The organism is Cognatundibacterium crateris (genome assembly GCF_010078235.1).
Lineage (GTDB): Bacteria > Pseudomonadota > Gammaproteobacteria > Burkholderiales > Burkholderiaceae_D > Undibacterium > Undibacterium crateris.
The window spans coordinates 395011-416770 of the sequence record NZ_JAABOS010000004.1; the positions used below are offsets into that span (position 1 = coordinate 395011).

Consider the following 21760-nt stretch of genomic DNA (forward strand, 5'->3'; position numbering starts at 1 on the left):
GAGGCCGGACGTTCGGCCGTATGCCGGGAATGGCTGAAAATGCTGCCATAATGGCAGACTTTTCACGCTTTCAGCTCTGAGATAATGAGAAAACTGCCTGCTACCCGCTCCGTGCGTCAGATACACACCGTCGATATCATCGTCTATCCCGGTTTTAAAGCCATGGAAGCGGTCGGGCCTATGTCAGTGTTCGAGTATGCCAACCTGCATTTGCAAAGACGCGGTGAGCCCGCTGCCTACGATGTACGCATCGCAGCGCCACAAGCTGGCAATGTGGCCTCTGATACGCTGATGTCACTGACAGCGACCAAGTCTTTGAACACGCTGGCATTGCCGGATACAGCACTCATCGTTGGTGCCAGGCATATTCAGCATGTGCTGGATCAGGATACCGCGATCGTGCCATGGGTTGCCGCAGTGAACGCGCGTATCCCGCGTCTGGCCTCCTTGTGTTCCGGCGCTTTCTTTCTTGCCGCGGCCGGTGTGCTGAATGGTCAGCGCGCCACTACCCACTGGAGCGTTGCCGCAACATTGCAGCAACAATATCCGCTGGTGCAGGTCGACAGTGATGCGATCTTTGTGCGCTGTGGTCACATCTGGACCTCAGCCGGTGTTACCGCAGGGATAGATCTGGCACTGGCGCTGGTTGAAGAGGATTATGGTCGTGAGCTGGCGCTGGAGGTCGCTACCGAGATGGTGGTATACCTGAAGCGCCCCGGCGGGCAGTCGCAGTTCAGTTCTCACTTACTGACTGAGCGGACGGTTAAACCTGGTATCCGTGACATTCAGGCCTGGGTGCAGGAGCATTTGCAGTCGCCTCTGACAGTCAGTCAGCTGGCGGAAAAAGCGATGATGAGTGAAAGGAATTTCTCCCGGGTGTTTCATCGGGAAACCGGCTTGAGTCCTCAGCAGTTTATTGAACTATGCCGCTTCGAGCGCGCCACGCAGCTGCTATCAGATTTACAGCTGCCGATTAAAACAATTACCGCTATGGCCGGATTCAGCGATGAAACTCAGATGCGCCGGGTGTTCCAAAAAAAGCTGGGCATTACCCCTAAATTGTACCGTGAACGTTTCGCGACGACGGGTCTGATTTAAATTTGACAGAGCAAGATTTTTGCACGTTCGCGCCCTCAGTTTCCGCGAACCTGTGGTTTTGTCGTGCTGCACGAAGTAATCTTCTGTTTGTGCAGGGGGACTTTCAGTAGAATGCAGTAAAGCAGGTAGCTTACTGCCTGCGTTTACATTCCGCTGAGCGGGCGCTTGTTGGCGGGACAGATGGTGTGGTTAGGAGATTGGTGTTTCCTCATTGTTTCAGGTTGATGGTACGGCAGTGATGACTGCAGGATCGTAGCGATAGAACAGGAAATAAATATGCCTTTTGTAAGCCGGATATCTGTTTTACTTTTGCTGCTAATGCTGAATTGCGTGAGCGTTTCTGTTTGCGCGCGTGATTCTGCTGCCGCCACCACCGCCACCACCGCCACCGCTGCTGCGTTTGCATGGGATGGTCCGCGCGATGGGCCAATGGCATTGCCTGGAAAAAGAATCAGTTTTATTGGCCAGGATATGCGTAATGGTGGCATCTCTTCGGTTTATCGCAGTCTCTACCTCGCTGCTCTTGAGCTGGGATGGAAGCTGGATGTGTATGATGGTAAGGGAGATGTCAGGCTGTTCCGGTCCTTATTGAAGGATGGATTGACGCAACGTTTGGATGGCGTAGTCCTGGCGGGCATTGATATCGACGAGGAATTTCAGGATCTTGTGACGCTGGCGCAGCAAAAAGCAGTGGTGCTGGTGGGCTGGCATGCAGCGGCAACGCCGGGAGCCAGCAAGCAATTGTTCGTGAATGTCACTACGCACTATGAGCAGGTGGCACGCAAGGCTGCAGAGTTGCTGGTGGAGGCAGGTAGCGCCGAAAAAGGCATCATTATTCTCAATGACAAGCGCTTTAAAATCGCCAATGCGAAAACGGCAGTCATGAAAGATGTTATCTCCCGTTGCAGACTATGCACTTTGCTGGCTGTGGAAGATATCGCGATTGGGAATGTGAATCTGGAAATTCCTGCTGCTGTACGCCGATGGAATCAGCAATTTGGCTCACGCTGGACCCATACACTGGCGATTAACGACGCATATTTTGATGCGATGAATATCCCCATGATGTCAGAAGGGCGGCGCGATATCGTCAATATTGCGGCGGGCGATGGCTCCTATATAGCGCTCAATCGTATCAAGTCCGGGAAATCGCAACAATTGGCGACCATTGCTGAGCCGCTGGGAATACAGGGCTGGCAACTGGCAGATGAATTGAATCGTGCATTTTCCGGCGCTGCACCGAGTGGCTACGTGAGTAGTCCGGTTGTGGTGACCAGCCGCTTGCTGAATCAGCTTAAGGGCGCAGACATCGATACGCTGTCCAATTTTAAAGAGCATTATCGCCAGATTTGGTTTGCTCGCGCAAAGGCAGTTCCCGGTCAGCCGCCTGTACGCTGAGCCTTGGTTCGTGGCAGACGGCCAGCGCGGTTTGGCATTGCAGGTACATGACTTTGTGTCTGCGATAGTTGATAATGCTGCATTCTGAATTCTGCGCCTGCCATGAACGACTCAATTCCCTTTTTTGCCTGGCAAACCACACCGCTTGAACTGTTAAGCTTTGTGCTGTCGGTGCTGACTGTACTGCTGAATATCCGCCAGATACATTGGGCCTGGTTATTTTCTATCCTGTCGTCTGCACTGTACGGCATCGTTTTTTTCTCATCCAGATTGTATGGTGACAGTGGTTTGCAAATGGTGTTTGTGGTGGTGTCGGTATATGGCTGGTATTGCTGGCTGCAAGGGAGTAAACAAAGTCAGGAAATGCCGGTTACCAGCCTGAACCTGATGCAACGCTTTGCTGCCATCCTGGCCTGGTTAAGCGGTTTTGTTATCCTGTCTCTGTTTCTCAAAACCTACACCGATACCGATGTGCCGTATATGGATGGTTTTCTGACCGCGGGCAGTCTGGTTGGGCAACTGCTGTTATCGCGAAAAAAAATAGAGAACTGGCTGATCTGGATAGCTGTGGATGTACTGTATGTAGGCCTGTATCTGAGTAAGGGACTGGTGCTGACGGCCATACTGTATGGGATTTTTGTCGTATTGGCCGCGATAGGCTTAAAACAATGGAGTGCAGCATGCCGGGTATAAAACAAGCGCAGAAAATTGCGATTCTTGGTGCGGAATCTTCCGGTAAATCAGCTCTGGCTGAAATGCTCGCAAAGCGTTATCAGACAGTCTGGGTGCCGGAATATTTACGTGAGTTCGTCGATACCCAGGCACGCGTTCCTAAGGAGCAGGAGCAGACCGGGATAGCGCAGGAACAGCTGCGGCGTGAGGCTGCCATGCTGGCGCAGGCAAATCAGTATCTGTTCTGTGATACTTCCCCGCTGATGACCTGGATTTACAGTGATCATTACTTCCGTTTTGCGGATGAAACCCTGACCACGCTGGCCGATGAGCATGACTATGATTTCACGCTGGTGACGGCGCCCGATTTTCCGTGGATGCCAGATGGCTTGCAGCGTGAGTCACCCGCAGTGCGGCAACGCATCCATGAGCGTTTGCTGAGCGAACTGGAAGCGCGTGATATTCCCCATTTGCTGATAGAGGGAAGTCCTGAGCAGCGGCTGGAGCAAGTCGGGTTTGCGCTGGAATTTTTGATGGAGTGAACTGCGCACAGGATGTTAAGCTGTATGATGGAATGAAAAAAACCTCAGTGAATTCACACTGAGGTTTTTTTATTGGCGTTGACTAGCCAGGATTACTGGCTTTCCATCAGGCTGCGCAGATGCTCTGATTTGCCAGGATGACGCAGTTTCTTCATGGCCTTGGCTTCGATCTGACGAATACGTTCACGCGTGACTTCAAATTGCTTACCAACTTCTTCCAGTGTGAATTCAGTGGTGGTGTCGAGGCCGAAGCGCATACGCAATACCTTGGCTTCGCGTGGGCTCAGGCCATCCAATGCTTCTTTCAGTTTTTCCTGTACCGATGCCTGCATCGCAGCTGCCATCGGCGACAAGGTCGCATTGTCTTCAATGAAGTCACCCAATTGCGAGTCACCATCGTCACCGATAGGTACATCCAGCGATACTGGTTCTTTCGCAATCTTCAGAATTTCACGTACTTTGACTTCAGGCAGGCCCATTTTTTCAGCGATGGCAGCCGGTTCCGGTTCCAGTCCCGTCATTTGTAGCAACTGACGGCGTACCCGGTTCATCTTATTGATGGTTTCTATCATATGTACCGGTACGCGGATGGTTCTGGCCTGATCCGCGATGGCACGTGCGATCGCCTGACGTATCCACCAGGTAGCATAGGTAGAAAACTTATAGCCACGGCGGTATTCGAATTTATCCACCGCTTTGAGCAAACCGATATTGCCTTCCTGGATCAGATCCAGGAATTGCAGGCCGCGGTTCACATATTTTTTCGCAATCGAAATGACCAGACGTAAGTTCGCCTCTGTCATTGCGCGCTTGGCTTCGCTGGAACGTTTTTCGCCGGCGATCATTTGCTTGTTGATGTCGCGCAGTGCGCTCAATGGCAATTGCACGCGTTCTTCCAGATGTATCAGCTTATTCTGCAATTCCCGTGCTGCATGAATGTGGCGTGACAGGGTTGCTGCATAAGGCTGGTTCGATTGCATTTCATGCTCAAACCAGGCGGCATTGGTCGCGTGGACTTTCAGCATATCGATGAAGTAGTTACGCGGCATTGCGCATTTATTCACCAGCAATTCCATCAACTGTTTTTCAGTCTGGCGCAGATCCTTCATTTGCTTACGCAGGGTGTCGCACAGTTTTTCCGCTGTCTTGACGGTGAAACGCATGCTTTGCAATTCGCGTGAGATCGCCTGTTGTGCAGCTACATACGCTGCAGACTGGTAACCGTCACGTTCGCGTGCTGCCTGCATTTCTTCAAAGCGTTTAGCGACTACCGCAAATTTCTGCAGGCTGGCTGCCTTCAGCTGTTGTAATTGCTCATCGCTGATGCCGACGTTGTCGGCAACTGATTCGTCATCGTCTTCATCTTCATCGGCGTCGTCGCTGTCGTTCAGCAGCAGGGCTGAATTATCGGCTTCTTCCGGTGCGATCAGGCCATCAATAATGTCATCCACCCGTACTTCATCCTGGGCGATTTTTTCAGCAATCACCAGGATTTCCTGGATCGTGCCCGGGCAGGCTGAAATCGCCTGCACCATGTCTTTCAGACCTTCTTCGATGCGCTTGGCGATTTCGATTTCGCCGCTGCGCGTCAGCAATTCCACGCCACCCATTTCACGCATATACATGCGGACCGGATCAGTGGTACGGCCAAAGTCAGAGTCCACAGTGGCCAGTGCAGAGGCGGCTACCGACTCCGCTTCATCATCGCTGACAGCGGTGACCACATTGTCGGTCAGCAGCATCATTGCTGCGTCCGGCGCCTGGTCATAAACTGCGATACCCATGTCATTGAGTGTGCTGATTACTTCCTGAATCATTTCTGCATCAGCGATTTCTTCTGGCAGATGATCATTGATTTCAGCATGGGTCAGGTAAGTACGCTCTTTACCCAGGCGTATCAGCTTGGATAATTGCTTGCGATAGTGTTCGAGTTGTTCTTCGTTGGTGCCGGTTTTTTTACTCTTGGCACGCGCTGCCCGTTTCAATTCTGCAGATTCCGCAGCATTCAGCGCCTGAATTTCATCGTTGTCGAAGAAGCTCTCAGACGATTTGCGGCCGCGCTTGGCAGGCTCTTTACTGCCGGGCATGACATAGGCAGAGGTGTCGATCTCAGCAGCTTTCGACAGCAGTTCCGGCGCGGCAGTTGCCACAGGCCTGACTTCCGCTGCAGGCTTTGCGCTCAGCACGCTGCTGGCGGCTACGCGCGGCATAGGCACTTCCGCGATGACCGGAGCGGTGAAGGCTGCAGTTGGCACGCGTGCTTCTGTGTGAACCGCTGCTGGTGCTGCCGGGCGACTGATTGCAGGCGCAACCGCTACAACTGGTGCAACTGGCGCTACCGGCTTCAGCGTAGTGACTGGAGCGGGTGCAGCGAATTTGGTATTGCTGATGCGGCTTTCGCGTTTCACGCTGACCGTAACCGGTTTGCTGCCCAATTGATCTGACAGCAGCAGCTTTTTAGCTGGCTTGACGCTGGTTTTGCGGATAACGGCGGCACGTGGTTTGGCAATGTCGGCACCGGTCAGTGTCAGTAACTCAGCTTTTAAGTCGGCACGGATTTCGGTTTTGATTTCAACCTTAGGCTCAGGGGCGATGTCCGCTTCTGCAACTGCAGCAAGCGCTTCCACCTCATGATTGATGGCGCTGACATCCTGAATGGACAGTGGCTCTTCGCTCAGGCTTGAAGGTGCTGTCTCGGCAGGGATATCCTCGACAGGAAGCGAGCTCATCGCTTCGATATCTTCAGCGGTCAATGCCTTAGGAGTGACGATCGCAGCCGCAGACACCGCCTGCATGCGCGAGCGGCGCTTGGTTATCACTGTCACAGGAGCAGCGGGAGAGGTGACATTTTCAGCAGATTCAGCGACCGTAGCCTCTGTCGACACTTCATTGCTGGAGCTGGACAGGGTCGGGCGATTCAACTGTAATGTTTTCTTTCCCAGGGTGAGTGTAGAGCCTGTTTTAGAAATAGAAATCGTTGAGTCAGTTAAGCTGTTTTTCATGTAACAAAATCGAATGCGACAACAAAGGCTTGTCAATAGTGTATGGCAATGGCGATAGGCTGCTGACGATCATGTGTTGTAGATCAACGGCAGACACGGACGAAAAAGCCCGCTGTGATAGCGGGCTACGCTGATGAAAGCGGATTCATCTTGCTCAAACTGGATCTCTGAAGAGACGCGAGGGCAGAATTATCCTCGGCTTAGCTCTTCTTGACAAGTTTTGTCTGTAATTTCCTGGATTTTTAAAAGTGCGCAATTGTAGCGATTTTTTTAGCACTCGTGGGAGCGCTAGGCCTGATAAGGCTTTCAAGGGATAGGGGGGGTAGAATCAGGCAAAATCCGCTCTGGATACGCAGCATATAGAATAAACAATTAATGCGTATTTTGTGCTGATGCTAAGGGCTTACTGCTGTATTTTTTTGTGGTCTGTATGCTCAGCCGTTTCAATTCACGCGGGTACGCAATGAAGCGGCTGAGCTGGGCCATCAATTCAGGTGGCCATTCAGATGGTGACTCAGACTGACCAATTCAGAGGCACGCCTTTCTGATCAGTGACTGTCGTCATTTCCCTGAATACCCTTGCTTGCAATGCGTCAGGCAGGCGTACAAAGTCGACGCTGTTGACCAGACGATCACCATTGAGGAAGGCCCAGTTGAAGTATCTGAGTGTTGCTTTCGCTTGTTCACTATTGACTGCAGCCTGCGGCATAATGACAAAGGTTCCCATGGTAATTGGCCAGGACTTGGTGCCAGCTTTGTCGGTCAGTGCTTCTTCAAAATTACCGCTGGTTTTCCAACTGCTATTACTCAGTGCGCTGGAAAAAGATTCTGTATTTGGCAGTACAAATTTACCTTCCCGGTTTTGCAGTTGAGCGACATCGAGTTTTTCTTGTGCCACGTAGTTGTAGTCTACATAGCTGATCGCATACGGCGTTTTTTTCAGCTTTGCCGCCAGCAGACTGCTTCCCTTGACCTGCTGTATGTTTTCGTTCCACTGTATGGTGAAATTTTTTCCGTACTGATTTTGCCAGTCCGGATTGGTTTTACTCAGATAGTCGCTGAAATTATAGGTGCTGCCTGATCCATCCTGACGTGCGATCACTTCGATGGTATGGGCGGGTAAGCGTAAGCCAGGATTCAGACTTTGAATTGCCTGATCATTCCAAAACTGGATTTTTTTGGAAAATATTTGCGACAGCAGTGTGCTATTGAGCTTTAGTTCGCCGGAACGCAGGCCGGGAACATGGTAAATGATGGCGACACCGGATACGGCGGATGGGAATTGTATCAGCTTTGCTTTTTTTAATTCTGCAGAGGGCAAGGCAACGTCACTCGCACCAAAATCCAGCTCATTGTTTTTGATTTTGCGTATGCCTGCGGATGAGCCTATGGCTTGATAGTCAATTTTGGATGCGGTCGTTTTCGCATAAGCATCGGCCCAGGTCTGGTAAAGCGGAGCGGCCGCGGAAGATCCTGCGCCTTTGATTTCATTTGCGCCTGCGTAGGCGGATGTCAGCGAAATCAAACTGATGAGTAGAGCTTTGCGTATCATGATTGTTGATGTGTGGAAAAATAAAAGCGGCGCGATTATCCCACAAGCGTTTTTTTTGTGAAGAGACTCGTAATTTGCTTGTCATGTCAAGGCGTTATGCTTAGAGTTAAGTGTTTTGCATAAATTGTTTATATCATTTGCCGTTTAACCAGGGAGATTGACATGGCTGCAGTCGGAAATAAGAAAGAAGTTGCTGTCGAAAAGCTTGTTGCTGGACGTAAGCCGGTGGCGGCTAAGGTGCCAGCAGTGAAAGCCGCCAGCACAGCTCGTGCGCAAAAAACAGCGACAGCGGTCAAAGCTGTTACTGAGCGCGCTGTCGCTGTCAAAGCGGAGGTGCAGGAAAAACCCCGCAAAACTAAGCTGGTCAGGGATAGCTTTACCATGCCAGAAGATGAATATGCGGTGCTTGGACAGGTAAAAAAAGCTTGCCTGAAAGCTGGCGTAGAAGTGAAAAAGAGCCAGTTACTGCGGATAGGACTGGTCTTGCTGAGCCGCAGCGGCACGCCGGAACTTAAGAAACTGATCGCTGAACTGGCTCCTTTAAAAGCCGGTCGCCCTAAAAAAGAGAAGTAAAATCTGCGCATAACGGACAGCCTGCAGCGATGAAAATCCTGCAGGCTGTTGTTTTTTTATCTGCTTATACCGCTGTCATTAAACCGACACACAGCTGTCATCTTGCTGAAGTATTCGCTCATTATTCTTCGTCCGTCAGCGTTTCAATCATGCGACTTTACAAGGACGACGAATGCGATTACTCACCATACCTGCCGATGCCAATCCCAGCTTTTCCAAGCTCAGTCTGAGTCTGGCGACCACGCCGGAAGAGGTTAAAGAAGTACAGCGCTTACGCTATAAAGTATTTATCGAAAGTATGGGTTTGTCTGCCTTATCTAATCCGGATGGACTGGATAAGGATGATTTTGACGCGTATTGCGATCATCTGATCGTGCGCGACAGTAAAACACTCAAAGTGGTCGGCACTTATCGTATTCTGGGCCCGAATGCGGCACGCGAAATGGGCCGTTATTATTCTGAAACAGAATTCGACCTGTCCCGCCTGCAGCATATCCGTTCCGGTATCGCTGAGGCTGGTCGTGCCTGTATTCATCCGGATTACCGCAGTGGCGCTGTGATTATGATGTTGTGGGCTGGTCTGGCGGCCTATATGCGCCGTGAGCGTTGCAGTCATCTGATTGGTTGTGCCAGCATCAGCCTGACCGATGGTGGTCAGAATGCAGCAGCCATTTACCGCGGTCTGGCAGAGAAAGATTTCTGCCCATTAGAGTACCGCGTATCGCCACATCTGCCATTCCCTCTCGATGAAATTGATACCAGCAATACCGAAGCACGCATTCCGCCTTTGTTGAAAGGCTATCTGCGTGCCGGTGCCTGGGTGTGCGGTGATCCAGCCTGGGATCCGGATTTCCACAGCGCCGATTTGTTTGTGATGCTGCCTTTGTCAAATCTGGATAATCGCTACGCCAAGCACTACGGAACAGGGGAGTAAAAGATGAAGCCCGCTGATCAGTTCCTGAATAAAAAACTGCATAAGGCCGCAAAAAAAGAAGTGACGCGGTTTAAAACGATCTGGATTTCGGATCTGCATTTGGGAACCAGCGGGTGTCAGGCAGCGAAGCTACTGGAGTTTCTGCGTGCGACCGAGTCGGAAACTCTGTACCTGGTTGGCGATATCATCGACGGCTGGCAGTTGAAGCGCCGTTGGTATTGGGATCAGACCCACAATAATGTGGTGCAAACGGTGTTGAAAAAAGCCAAAAAAGGAACGAATGTGATTTTTGTTCCGGGGAATCATGATGAGTCGGTGCGTCAGTTCATTGATCTGAACTTTGGTGGTATACAGATACGCGATGAACTGGTGCATACGACGGCAGAAGGCAAGCGTCTGCTGGTCTTGCATGGCGACCGTTTCGATGGTGTGATTGCCTGTGCAAAGTGGCTGGCCTATGTCGGTGATAATCTGTACACCGTGATCCTGAAATTCAATCAGGTATTCAATAACTGGCGCGCCCGTGCCGGTTTGCCTTACTGGTCCTTGTCTCAGTATCTGAAACTTAAAGTCAAAAATGCGGTGAGTTACATCACCCAGTTTGAAGATGCATTGGCCGAAGAGGCGCGCCGTAAAGGTCTGGATGGTGTCATTTGCGGCCATATTCACAAACCCGAAATTCGGGACATCAATGGCATCCTGTATTGCAATGATGGCGACTGGGTGGAAAGTCTGTCCGCTTTGGTGGAAGACGCTGATGGCAAACTACGTCTGATTACCTGGCATGATGTGGTTCAGCATGGACACACTGAGCTTGCGCAGTCGGGCATGGAAACGGACGTAGCTGCAATTGCCGGCTGAGTGATCCTTATCTCTTGAGCGCTGTCGCTGTTTTTTTTCCTTCGTCCATCTTCGTAAAGATGTAGTTGTATGTAATCTGTGATGAATAATGAAAAAAGCTGTGTGGTTACACAGCTTTTTTTTGCCTGGCTCTTGGCGTGATTAGCGTATGACCAGATCCGGTGCCATGATGGCCTTCAGATAGGTTTGCATTTCTTCCGCATCTCTTTGTTTTTGCGAGATCCACCAGACATTCGCCTTCCTGACCGGATAATCATGCAAAGGATGTCCTAGTAACTCGCCGACTACCTGACCCAGGTAAGGCTGATGACCTATGATCAGCACCGGTTCACGGCTGTGGGGCCAATTCGCTGCCAACAGGACGTCCTGTACGGTTGCAGCCGTGCCGAGTTCAGGGCAAATCTTGAATTTCCTGCCGCAAGTTGCCAAAGCCTCTGCGGTATCCCGGGTACGGATCGCCGGGCTGACCAGAATTTTGCACGTGTCTGGTAAGGTGCTGTCTAACCAGTAGGCCATCTTACTGGCTTGCTTCAAGCCTTTACTGGTCAGCTTACGAAACTCATCAGTGATATCTCCGCTGGCGAGTTCGGCTTCGGCATGACGCCACAGGATTAAGTCCATTATTCCTCGTTTCGTTCAGATAAAGAGCCCAGTTGTTGCATCAGGTATTGCTGTGCGCAGAAAGAAGCTTGCTTGCTGCGTGCTTTCTTACGCTCGTAATGACCTTCGCTATCGAGTACCCAGGCATTCACATTGTCTTTCAGGTAGGGATCCAGGCCTTCTGAAATGACGCGCTTTTTGAGCGATTTTTCGAGTACCGGGAAGGCGACTTCGATACGGCGGAACAGATTGCGGTTCATCCAGTCTGCGCTGGCAAGATATACATCATGCGCCAGATCATTACGGAAGTAGTAAATCCGGCTATGTTCCAGGAAGCGACCGATCACCGATCTGACCCGGATGTTTTCTGACAGTCCAGGCACGCCGGGGCGCAGTGCGCAGGCACCGCGTACGATCAGATCAATCTTAACGCCATCGGCAGACGCTGCATACAGTGCGCGTATTACCGACTCGTCCAGTAAGGCATTCATCTTGGCGATGATGCGGCCCGGACGGCCTTCGCGCGCTATCCTTGCCTCATTGCGGATGGCCTTGATAATTTGCGGTTGCAGTGCAAACGGTGCTAACCACAGATATTCCAGCTTTTTCGGTTTATTCAGACCGGTCAGATGAATAAACACTTCATTCACTTCTGCTGCGATGCCGGGATGGGCTGTCAGCAAACCAAAGTCAGTGTAAAAACGGGTGGTCGATGGATGGTAGTTGCCTGTACCCAGATGGGCATAGTGGCGCAGATGGCCACCTTCTTCGCGCCGTATCACCAGCGCCAGTTTGGCATGGGTCTTCAAGCCAACCACGCCATACACCACCTGAGCACCGGCGCGCTGCAATTTGTCGGCCCAATTGATGTTGGCTTCTTCATCAAAACGCGCCATCAATTCCACCACGACGGTGACTTCCTTGCCCAGACGTGCGGCGGTAATCAGGGATTCCATTAAATCGGAATTCATACCGGTGCGATAAATGGTTTGCTTGATCGCGACCACATTCGGATCTTGCGCAGCAGAACGGATGAAATCAATCACGGTCTGGAAGGGCTGGAATGGGTGGTGTAGCAAGATGTCTTGCTTGCGCAGTAAGGTGAAAATATCTGCGTGGTGGTATTTGCTGATCGCTCTTGGAGAGAACGGTGGGAAGCGCAGGTTGGGCTGCTTTACATGATCTATCAATTCGCTGAGCCTGACCATATTGACCGGGCCATCGACCGGGTACAGGCGATCCGGGCTCAGGGAAAACTGTTCAAGCAGGAATTTAGCCAAATCTTCCGGGCAGTTTTTGGCGACTTCCAGCCGCACCGCTGCACCGAACTGGCGGGTTTGCAATTCGCCCTGTAAGGCCTGGCGCAGGTTTTTGACTTCTTCTTCGTCCACCCACAGATCACTATCGCGTGTTACACGGAATTGGGAATAGCTCAGGACTTCACGGCCATTAAACAAATCTTCGATGTGGGAGTGAATAATCGAGGACAGCAGGCAGAAAGATGCGCCCTTATCCGACAATTCATCCGGCAGCTTAATCACGCGTGGCAGTACGCGCGGGGCTTTAACGATGGCGATGCCAGTGCCGCGACCAAAAGCATCTTTGCCAGCTAAAGAAACGATGAAGTTAAGGCTCTTATTGACAACTTGTGGGAATGGGTGAGCTGGGTCCAGGCCTATCGGGGTCAGCAGCGGGCGCACCTCACGCTCAAAATATTGCTTGACCCAGGCGCGCTGGGCTTCATTGCGTTCTGAGTGGCGTAATAAATGAATGCCTTTTCTGGAGAGTTGCGGCAGGATTTCCTGATTGAGTAATTCGTATTGCTTTTGTGCTAATTGGTGGCATTCGGTCGATACCCGCTTCAGCATAAACTGGAAAGCAGGGTGTTGAGCCAGTTCGCCGTCTATCGTATTTTGCGCCAGCAGGCTGGCTACCCTGACTTCAAAAAATTCATCCAGATTGCTGCCGACAATGCACAGGTATTTGAGTCTTTCTAACAAAGGGATGGTGCGGTCTTCGGCCTGAGCCAGCACGCGCCAGTTAAATGCGATTTGTGACATCTCCCGGTCCAGAAAAATGACAGCCTTGGATGTTTCAGCTTTGCTGGCACTTGTCACATTCCTTGCTGGCGGCTTGGATTTTTCAGGTTTTACTGTATCCGGAGCAGTTGGTGTAACTGGATTTTCGGGTAATGCCGTGGTGGTGGCTGTCACTTCTGGGGTCTGCATAGTTTTTCGCATGTCATCAAAGCTGTCATAAGCTGTCATATATATGGCAATACCTATTGTAGGTGTAAAACATGACAAGTTTATGACAAATAAAATTGCACTAAAAGAAATATTTCACAATTATTTCCTCTTGTCATGTTCTTGTCATATTTCGCCAGTAAAGTTCGCCTCGCAGTAGCAAAACATGTAATTTAACCTAGAGGTCAACATGCAAATGAATCATGTCGTGAAATCCCTGATCGCTGCAGTCGGTGTAGCAGCATCTTTCTCTGTTGCACACGCAGCTGATATTACTGGTGCTGGCGCGACTTTCCCATTCCCGATTTACGCGAAATGGGCTGAAGCTTATAAAAAAGCAACTGGCACAGGCCTGAACTATCAGTCCATCGGCTCCGGTGGTGGCATTAAGCAGATTAAGGCAAAAACAGTGGATTTCGGTGCATCCGATATGCCTTTGAAGCTCGAAGAGCTGGACGCTGAAGGTCTGACCCAGTTCCCGGCTGTGATTGGTGGCGTGGTTCCGGTTGTGAATCTGGATGGCGTGGCACCTGGCGCAATGAAAATGACTGGCGAAGTGCTGGCCGGCATTTACATGGGCAAAATCACGAAATGGAATGCAGCTGAAATCGTTGCATTGAATCCTGGCGTGAAACTGCCTGCTGAAGATATCACCGTAGTACATCGTTCTGATGGTTCCGGTACAACTTTCCTGTGGACAGACTACCTGAGCAAAGTCAGTGCAGAATTCAAAACTGCAGTTGGTTCTGCGACTGCAGTGAAATGGCCAGTCGGTATGGGTGGTAAAGGTAACGAAGGCGTTGCCGCGAACGTGCAGCGTATCAAGAATTCTATCGGTTATGTTGAGTACGCTTTCGTCAAGCGTAACAAAATGACGCATACACAGCTGAAAAACACAGATGGCGTATATGTCAGCCCGGACGATGAAAACTTCAAAGCAGCGGCAGCTAATGCGGACTGGGTAAAAGCACCCGGTATGTATCTGGTGCTGACTAACCAGCCAGGTAAAGCTTCCTGGCCTGTGACTGGTGCATCTTTCATTCTGATGCACAAATCCCAGGCGGACGCTGAAAAAGGCAAAGAAGTGTTGAAATTCTTTGACTGGGCATTTAAAAACGGCGGCGCAATGGCGACTGAGCTGGAATATGTATCCATGCCAACACCGGTTGTAAAGCAGATTGAAGATGGCTGGAAAGCTAAAATCAAAGATGCATCTGGCAAAGCACTGTGGTAATCACAGGCTGAGTAACTTGTAATTCCGATGTGAGCCTCTCTGCAATTCAGAGATTTTCGTATCAGGCGAACCACTGCAGTGGTTCGCCTCCCGGTGAAAAAACACACCCATGACACTACCAACGTCTACCGTCAACATGAACGCACCCTCCGTTATCTCTACAGCCTCTTCCTCGCCGCAAGCAAACTTGCCACTTAGTGATGCGCGCATGGCGGTCATTATGCGTCGTCAGCGTTGGCAAGATTTCTTTTTTCATAAACTCACCTTGAGCTTCGCAGCATTTGTGCTGATCGTATTGCTCGGTATTATTTTCTCTTTGTTTGTCCGTGCTTTGCCTGCGATGCAGGAATTCGGACTGGCATTCATCACCACCATAGAGTGGGATCCGGTCAACGATAAGTTTGGTGGCCTGATTGCGATTGTGGGCACGCTTGCTACTTCTGTCATTGCATTGCTGATCGCGTTTCCCGTCAGTTTTGGTATCGCGCTGTTCCTGACTGAAATCTGCCCGGCCTGGCTCAAACGCCCTTTAGGTACAGCGATAGAATTGCTGGCGGGTGTGCCAAGTATCATCTACGGCATGTGGGGTCTGTTCGTATTCGCTCCGCTGTTTTCTGAATATGTGCAACCTGCACTGGCTGCCACCCTGGGTAAATTGCCAGTGATTGGTGCTTTGTTCTCAGGTCCTATGATAGGTCTCGGTATTCTGTCGGCCGGCATTATCCTGGCGATCATGATTATCCCGTTTATCTCTTCCGTGATGCGCGATGTGTTCGAAGTCGTGCCACCTGTACTGAAAGAGTCTGCCTATGGTCTCGGTTGCACTAAATGGGAAGTGGTCAGAAAGATTGTGCTGCCTTACACCAAAATCGGTGTGGTTGGTGGTGTGATGCTGGGTCTGGGACGTGCGCTGGGTGAAACCATGGCCGTTACCTTCATGATCGGTAATGCACACAAGCTGTCCTGGTCCTTGTTCGCAGCCGGTAACAGTATCGCTTCTACACTCGCGAATGAATTTGCAGAAGCAGAATCTGTGCTGCATACCTCCTCGCTGTTCCTGCTGGGTCTGATACTGTTTGTGATTACGTTTTTTGTGTTATCTGCAGCTAAATTATTGTTGCTCGGTCTGAGCAAAAAAGAGGGATCAAAATAATGAGTGATCAACAAGTAATAGCGGCGCGTAATCCGGTTTACCGCAAGCGCCTGTATATGCACAGAGTGGGGATTTTTTTGTCCTCGATCGCAATGGCGTTTGGCCTTGTGTTCCTGATGTGGATTTTATTCACGCTGATCTTAAAAGGTTTTTCGGCAGTCAATCTGGCGATGTTTACTGAGTCTACTCCTGCACCAGGCAGCGAGGGCGGCGGTTTGATGAATGCCATTGTCGGTAGTTTTATGATGGTTGGTGCAGCGACCCTGATCTCGACGCCGATTGGTATTCTGGCTGGTATCTACCTGGCGGAATATGGCGATAAAAGCTGGTTTGGTGGCCTGACCCGCTTCGTGACTGACATCATGTTGTCCGCGCCGTCTATCGTGGTTGGTTTGTTTGTGTATGCGATCTATGTCGCTAACGTGAAGCACTTTTCCGGTTGGGCTGGCAGTATCGCGATTTCCCTGATTGCGATTCCGGTCGTGGTGCGTACCACCGACAATATGCTGGGCCTGGTGCCTGCCAGTTTGCGTGAGGCGGCATTTGCGCTGGGTGCGCCGCGTTGGAAAGTCGCTCTGCTGGTACGTCTGCGTGCGGTAAAAGCAGGTGTGGTCACCGGTATTTTGTTGGCAGTGGCACGTATTTCCGGTGAAACTGCGCCCTTGCTGTTCACCGCGCTGAGCAACCAATTCTTTAACGGCAATATGAATAAACCGATGGCGAACTTGCCAGTGGTGATTTACCAGTTTGCTATGAGTCCTTATGAAAACTGGCGTGATCTGGCTTGGGCAGGAGCCTTGCTGATTACTTTCAGTGTTCTGGGCCTGAATATTTTATCGCGTACCTTGTTTAACCAAAAGACACAGCATTAATCCGAGCATCGATATGACAACTACTCAAGCAACTACCCAAAAGAAAGCAATCGAGATCGACGGGCTGAATTTTTACTACGGTGCGACCCGTAGCCTGCGCGATATCAACCTGAATATTTTCGATAAAAAAGTAACTGCTTTTATCGGTCCTTCGGGCTGTGGTAAATCCACTTTGCTGCGTACCCTGAACCGTATGTATGATCTGTATCCAGGCCAGCGCGCAGAAGGCCGCATCATTTATAACGGCAAAAACATTCTGGATGCAGATCAGGATATCAATCTGCTGCGTGCTAAGGTCGGTATGGTGTTTCAGAAGCCAACCCCATTCCCAATGTCGGTGTATGACAATATCGCGTTTGGTGTACGTCTGTATGAGAACCTGTCCAAAGGCGAGATGGATGAGCGTGTGGAATGGGCGCTGAAAAAAGCGGCGATCTGGACTGAAGTCAAAGATAAACTCAATAAGAGTGGTTTAAGCCTGTCCGGCGGTCAGCAACAGCGCCTGTGTATCGCACGCGGTGTGTCGGTCAGACCGGATGTGTTATTGCTGGACGAGCCAACCTCTGCGCTTGATCCTATCTCTACCGTCAAAATTGAAGAGCTGATTAATGAGCTCAAAGAAGAATATACGATCGCTATCGTGACGCACAACATGCAGCAAGCTGCGCGTTGCTCTGACTATACTGCTTACATGTATCTGGGTGAGCTGGTCGAATTTGGCGAGACCGATCATATTTTCATGAACCCAGTCAAAAAAGAAACCCAGGACTATATTACCGGTCGTTTCGGTTAATAACACCCAGTGATACGGAATACAGGAGAAAAAAGTGACAGGTGAACACTCTTCAAAGCAGTACGACATGGATCTGGAAACGATCCGTTCTAAAGTTTTACTGATGGGCGGTCTGGTTGAAAGCCATTTCCATGATGCGATGTCTTGCTTCAGAACCGGTAATGAGCAACAGGCAGAGGCCGTGATTCAATCGGATCTGGAAGTAAACCGGCTGGAAGTCAGTCTCGATGATATGTGCAGCCATCTGATCGTCAAACGTCAGCCAGCTGCGAACGATCTGCGTACCGTGATGGCGACTGGTAAAGTTATTACTGATTTGGAGCGGATTGGCGACGAATCGACTAAAATTGCACGTATTGCAAAAGATGCGGCAGTCAACCGTCGTAGTTTGCCTATGTTCAGTGGCTACGAAACTGTGCGTGTACTGGCAGCGAATGTGGCCGATATGCTGCATCACTCGCTGGACGCATTTGCGCGCCTGGATGATGCAAAAGCGGTCCAGCTGATCGCGCAGGATGCGATCATTGATAATGACTTCCGCTCGATTATGCGCAACCTCATCACCTTCATGATGGAAGATCCGAGCACAATCTCATCCTCCCTCAATGCCTTGTGGGTGGCGAAAGCGATAGAACGTATCGGTGATCACGCGAAAAATATTGCGGAACATACGATATACATCGTTGAAGGTAAAGATATCCGGCATTCTGATTATGTCGCAACCAAACAAGAGCAAAAGAGCTAATTGAGATATGGCAGCTGACACCACTATTCTGATCGTTGAGGATGAACCGGCTATCGTTGAGCTGGTCAGCTTTACCCTGCGTGCCGCTGGCTGGAATACCTTCGCTGTGAACAATACAGCGGAGGCATGGGAGTTTATTCAACGCCGTACGCCGCAACTGATTTTACTGGACTGGATGTTGCCGGATCAAAGCGGCTTGCGTTTGTTATCCAAGATTCGTGGTGATCGCCAATTCAATGAAATTCCTATCATCATGCTTACAGCAAAGAGCATGGAAGAGGACAAAATTGCGGGATTGGATCATGGCGCGGATGACTACATCACCAAACCATTTTCACCGCGTGAACTGACAGCGCGCATTAAAGCTTTGTTACGCCGTAAGAGCCCTGAGCACGCGCAGACTGCGCTGACAGCTGGTTCAGTGGTACTCGATCCGGTCAGCTGCACTGTCAAGATATCTGATCAGAAAGTCGATATCGGACATGCGGAATACAAACTGCTGAAGTTCTTCATGGCCCATCCTGAACGAGTATTTTCGCGCAGCCAGTTACTCGACAAGGTGTGGGGCGATCACGTCGTGATTGAAGAACGTACCGTGGACGTGCATGTATTACGTTTGCGTAAAGTCTTAAAGTCTGCTGAATCCTTGATTAAGACAGTCCGTAGTGTAGGCTATATGCTGTCTGAGAAATAAACCCGGCTTCCGGAGTGCGCAAATCTGCACTCCGGAAGCACATCAGTTGCGCTGCTGTCGCAACGGGCTGGCCTGATCAGACCAAGATCGCCAGGCCATCATCTACCATCCTCATTCCATAATAATATCTGGATCCCTTATGTCTCCTCGTCTGATTTTCTGGATTTCTAACGTAGTCAGAATTTTTCTGGTGTTGGCCGGAACTGCCTTGGCGGCCTATTTCTGGGGCCTGGTTCCAGGTCTGATTCTGGGTTTTCTGGGCTTGTTAGCCATGTTCCTGATACAGCTGATTTATCTGCAGCGACTCGGTGACTGGCTGGATAATCCCAGCAGTTCCCGCTTGCCCGATGGCTCAGGTGCCTGGACTGATGTATTTTCGCGTCTATACAAACTGCGTCGTGGCGATGAAAAAAATCAGGCTGAGCTGACAGAATGGCTGGCGCGCTTCCGCCAGGCGATGACACTGCTGCCGGATGGCGTGGTGATTATGGATGATGTGCTGTTTTTGGAATGGTGTAATCCGGCCGCTGAGCATCATTTAGGCTTGAGTCTGAGCCAGGATAAGGGCATGCGTGTCACCAATCTGGTGCGCAGCCCTGAGTTCATGGATTACATTATCCTGGGTCGCTACGAAACACCGCTGACCTTGTCTTTCCGCGACAGAAAACTGATCGCACATATTATCCCGTTTGAAAACCGCCGCCAGATTCTGGTGACCCATGATGTGACTGAATCTGAGCGCATAGATATGATGCGGCGCGACTTTATTGCCAATGCCTCGCATGAATTGCGTACGCCACTGACAGTCATTAATGGCTTTCTGGAAATCGCTTCTTTGCAGCCAGATCTCGATATACCGACTCGTAATGCGCATCTGAAACTGATGTCCGAGCAGGGCGAGCGCATGCAACGTCTGGTCGAGGATATGCTGACCCTGACCCGTCTGGAGTCGGTCGATCATTTGTTACGCTCGGAAATCGTCAATATGCGCGGCTTGCTGGAGCAGATTCTGCAGGAGGCAGAAGCCTTATCAGCCGGACGTCATCAGCTCAGTCTCAGTGTTGAAGGGCCAGATGTTAAAGGCAGTACCGATGAAATCCGCAGCGCGCTGACCAACCTGGTTACCAATGCGATCCGCTACACCCCGCAGGGTGGACGTATAGAGATTTGCTGGGAGAGTGTGGAGCAGGGAGCGAAATTCAGCGTGCGTGACAATGGTATCGGCATTAGCTCCGAACATATTTCCAGGCTGACTGAGCGCTTTTACCGGGTGGATAAGAGCCGTTCGCGCGAGACCCAGGGAACTGGTCTCGGCCTGGCTATCGTGAAGCATGTGTTGTTACGCCACAATGCGCAATTGTTTATTGAGTCGACACCTGAAGTCGGCAGTGTCTTCGCAGTGCAGTTTCCAGGCTCAGTCTTGCATCAACAGCACTGAGCATGCCTGAGGTGTCAGCCATACACCTCAGCTTTGATTTAGTTAAATTTCGTTTAAATTTAGTTTAAATTTCTTGTCGCAAATATTCAGGCAGGCTAAATACAGTACACTCAAAAAAGATTCCTAGTAGTAAAATCAGTGTCATCCAGACATCTGGAATTCTTTTTTGAGGAATGTTCGATGGAAATGAATGTTTTGGTGCTGGATGACGCACAGATTAACGTGACTCTGCTGTGTCATTTGCTACAAAAACTGGACGGTTGCCGTTCCATCAGTTTTACTCAGCCTGCAAAAGCGCTGAGCTGGTGTGCCAGCCAGGTGCCCGACCTGGTGCTGGTGGACTATATGATGCCTGAGATGGATGGTGTGGCCTTCATCAGTCATTTTCGCCAGCTGCCAGGCTGCGCCGATATTCCCGTACTCATGATCACTGCCAACAGCGAGCTGGAACTGCGCTATCAGGCACTGGATGTTGGCGCTACCGACTTCCTGATCAAACCGATAGACCGCATCGAATTCCTGGCCAGAACAAAGAATATGCTGGCCTTGCGGCGCAGCCAGCGCTTTCTGGAAGACAGGGCGAGCTGGCTGAATGTCGAGGTGCAGAAAGCCACCGCAGAAATTCGTGCCCGTGAGAGAGAGACCATATTGCGCTTATCGCGCGCAGCGGATTCGCGCGATCCTGAAACCGGTGCGCACATCATCCGTATGGCAAATTATTCCAAAATCATCGCAGCCCATCTGGGACTGTCCAGCGATGATCAGCAATTGATACTCGAAGCTGCACCCATGCATGACATAGGCAAGGTAGGTATTCCGGATAGTATTTTGCTCAAGCCTGGCCGGTTAACGCCGGAAGAGTTCACGATCATGAAGCGTCATTCTCGCCTTGGCTACGAAATTCTGGCTGGCAGCTCGTCTGAAATGCTGAATGCCGGTGCCGTCATCGCGCTTGCGCACCATGAAAAATTTGATGGCAGCGGCTATCCTCAAGGCTTAGTGGGTGAAGATATTCCTCTGTTTGCCCGCATCGTCGCTGTGTCCGATGTGTTTGATGCGCTGACTTCTGAACGACCGTATAAGGCGGCATGGGAAACTGACCGCGCTTTGGAATTTTTGCGTGAAGGCTCAGGCCAGCATTTCGACCCTGCCTGCGTGGATGCGTTTATGGCGGGCTTGAGCGAGATAATGACAATTAAAAATCAGTATCAGGAAGATTTATCGCAGCAAAAAGCCTTCGGTGCAGAGTGGGGTATACAGGCCTGATACAGACATAATACAGACCTGATGCAGATACAGGCTGGCATCAAAACACCACTTGAAATGCGCTGATCATCCCCGTTTTTTACAATG

Annotated in this window: 19 protein-coding genes; 15 read left to right on the top strand and 4 right to left on the bottom strand. The window is 50.6% G+C overall.

Annotated elements, in window-relative coordinates; all coding sequences use genetic code 11:
* The first annotated feature begins 84 nt into the window (after window positions 1-84).
* The 4 genes from EYB48_RS10220 to EYB48_RS10235 all read left to right on the top strand — a co-directional run bounded on the left by EYB48_RS10220 (window position 85) and on the right by EYB48_RS10235 (window position 3710).
* Entirely contained in the window at window positions 85-1098 is a 1014-nt protein-coding gene (locus EYB48_RS10220) for a GlxA family transcriptional regulator (protein WP_162020229.1), read from the top strand.
* Window positions 1099-1428: 330 nt separating this feature from the next.
* Window positions 1429-2496 (top strand): substrate-binding domain-containing protein, encoded by a 1068-nt coding sequence (locus tag EYB48_RS10225; RefSeq protein WP_162020230.1) that lies wholly within the window; start codon window positions 1429-1431, stop codon window positions 2494-2496.
* Window positions 2497-2598: 102 nt separating this feature from the next.
* A complete protein-coding gene (gene pnuC, locus EYB48_RS10230; RefSeq protein WP_162020231.1) occupies window positions 2599-3189 on the top strand; it encodes a nicotinamide riboside transporter PnuC in 591 nt (196 codons plus the stop codon).
* A complete protein-coding gene (locus EYB48_RS10235) occupies window positions 3177-3710 on the top strand; it encodes an AAA family ATPase (protein WP_162020232.1) in 534 nt (177 codons plus the stop codon). The genes pnuC and EYB48_RS10235 overlap by 13 nt, the downstream gene beginning before the upstream one ends.
* Before the next feature lie 92 nt (window positions 3711-3802).
* Here the strand turns inward: EYB48_RS10235 and rpoD are convergent, their stop codons facing one another.
* Both rpoD and pstS (EYB48_RS10245) read right to left on the bottom strand, forming a co-directional pair.
* Window positions 3803-6712: an RNA polymerase sigma factor RpoD gene (rpoD, locus tag EYB48_RS10240; protein ID WP_328823353.1), complete on the bottom strand. Its 2910-nt coding sequence runs from the start codon at window positions 6710-6712 to the stop codon at window positions 3803-3805.
* Between the two features lie 514 nt (window positions 6713-7226).
* Entirely contained in the window at window positions 7227-8264 is a 1038-nt protein-coding gene (pstS, locus tag EYB48_RS10245) for a phosphate ABC transporter substrate-binding protein PstS (RefSeq protein WP_162020233.1), read from the bottom strand.
* A 162-nt stretch (window positions 8265-8426) separates the two neighbouring features.
* Between pstS (EYB48_RS10245) and EYB48_RS10250 the strand changes: the two genes are divergently transcribed.
* The 3 genes from EYB48_RS10250 (at window position 8427) to EYB48_RS10260 (ending at window position 10632) form a co-directional block, all read left to right on the top strand.
* Window positions 8427-8837 carry a hypothetical protein gene (locus tag EYB48_RS10250; protein WP_162020234.1) on the top strand — a complete coding sequence of 137 codons (411 nt, stop codon included), beginning with the start codon at window positions 8427-8429 and terminating at the stop codon, window positions 8835-8837.
* Window positions 8838-9009: 172 nt separating this feature from the next.
* On the top strand, window positions 9010-9771 hold the full coding sequence (locus EYB48_RS10255) for a GNAT family N-acetyltransferase (protein ID WP_162020235.1): 762 nt from the start codon (window positions 9010-9012) through the stop codon (window positions 9769-9771).
* 3 nt (window positions 9772-9774) lie between these two features.
* On the top strand, window positions 9775-10632 hold the full coding sequence (locus EYB48_RS10260; protein ID WP_162020236.1) for a UDP-2,3-diacylglucosamine diphosphatase: 858 nt from the start codon (window positions 9775-9777) through the stop codon (window positions 10630-10632).
* Window positions 10633-10773: 141 nt separating this feature from the next.
* Here the strand turns inward: EYB48_RS10260 and EYB48_RS10265 are convergent, their stop codons facing one another.
* Together EYB48_RS10265 and ppk1 are read right to left on the bottom strand one after the other, a co-directional pair.
* Window positions 10774-11253 carry a SixA phosphatase family protein gene (locus EYB48_RS10265; protein ID WP_162020237.1) on the bottom strand — a complete coding sequence of 160 codons (480 nt, stop codon included), beginning with the start codon at window positions 11251-11253 and terminating at the stop codon, window positions 10774-10776.
* Window positions 11253-13292 (bottom strand): polyphosphate kinase 1, encoded by a 2040-nt coding sequence (gene ppk1 / locus EYB48_RS10270; protein WP_230403764.1) that lies wholly within the window; start codon window positions 13290-13292, stop codon window positions 11253-11255. Before ppk1 ends, EYB48_RS10265 begins: the two co-directional genes overlap by 1 nt.
* A gap of 376 nt (window positions 13293-13668) precedes the next feature.
* Here ppk1 and pstS (EYB48_RS10275) point away from each other — a divergent pair, with 376 nt between their 5' ends.
* From pstS (EYB48_RS10275) to EYB48_RS10310, 8 genes are all read left to right on the top strand, one after another.
* Entirely contained in the window at window positions 13669-14712 is a 1044-nt protein-coding gene (gene pstS / locus EYB48_RS10275) for a phosphate ABC transporter substrate-binding protein PstS (RefSeq protein WP_162020239.1), read from the top strand.
* 208 nt (window positions 14713-14920) lie between these two features.
* Complete coding sequence (gene pstC / locus EYB48_RS10280; RefSeq protein WP_230403765.1) at window positions 14921-15865, top strand: phosphate ABC transporter permease subunit PstC; 945 nt, start codon at window positions 14921-14923, stop codon at window positions 15863-15865.
* Window positions 15865-16737: a phosphate ABC transporter permease PstA gene (gene pstA, locus EYB48_RS10285; protein WP_162020240.1), complete on the top strand. Its 873-nt coding sequence runs from the start codon at window positions 15865-15867 to the stop codon at window positions 16735-16737. The genes pstC and pstA overlap by 1 nt, the downstream gene beginning before the upstream one ends.
* A 13-nt stretch (window positions 16738-16750) precedes the next feature.
* The gene (gene pstB, locus EYB48_RS10290) at window positions 16751-17530 is read left to right on the top strand and encodes a phosphate ABC transporter ATP-binding protein PstB (protein ID WP_162020241.1); all 780 of its coding nucleotides are present in this window, start codon (window positions 16751-16753) and stop codon (window positions 17528-17530) included.
* Between the two features lie 34 nt (window positions 17531-17564).
* The gene (gene phoU / locus EYB48_RS10295; RefSeq protein WP_162020242.1) at window positions 17565-18275 is read left to right on the top strand and encodes a phosphate signaling complex protein PhoU; all 711 of its coding nucleotides are present in this window, start codon (window positions 17565-17567) and stop codon (window positions 18273-18275) included.
* A gap of 7 nt (window positions 18276-18282) precedes the next feature.
* On the top strand, window positions 18283-18969 hold the full coding sequence (phoB, locus tag EYB48_RS10300) for a phosphate regulon transcriptional regulator PhoB (RefSeq protein WP_162020243.1): 687 nt from the start codon (window positions 18283-18285) through the stop codon (window positions 18967-18969).
* Window positions 18970-19108: 139 nt separating this feature from the next.
* A complete protein-coding gene (gene phoR / locus EYB48_RS10305) occupies window positions 19109-20407 on the top strand; it encodes a phosphate regulon sensor histidine kinase PhoR (RefSeq protein ID WP_162020244.1) in 1299 nt (432 codons plus the stop codon).
* A gap of 180 nt (window positions 20408-20587) precedes the next feature.
* Window positions 20588-21673, top strand: a complete 1086-nt coding sequence (locus EYB48_RS10310; protein WP_328823354.1) for an HD domain-containing phosphohydrolase — start codon at window positions 20588-20590, stop codon at window positions 21671-21673.
* Window positions 21674-21760: the final 87 nt, after the last annotated feature.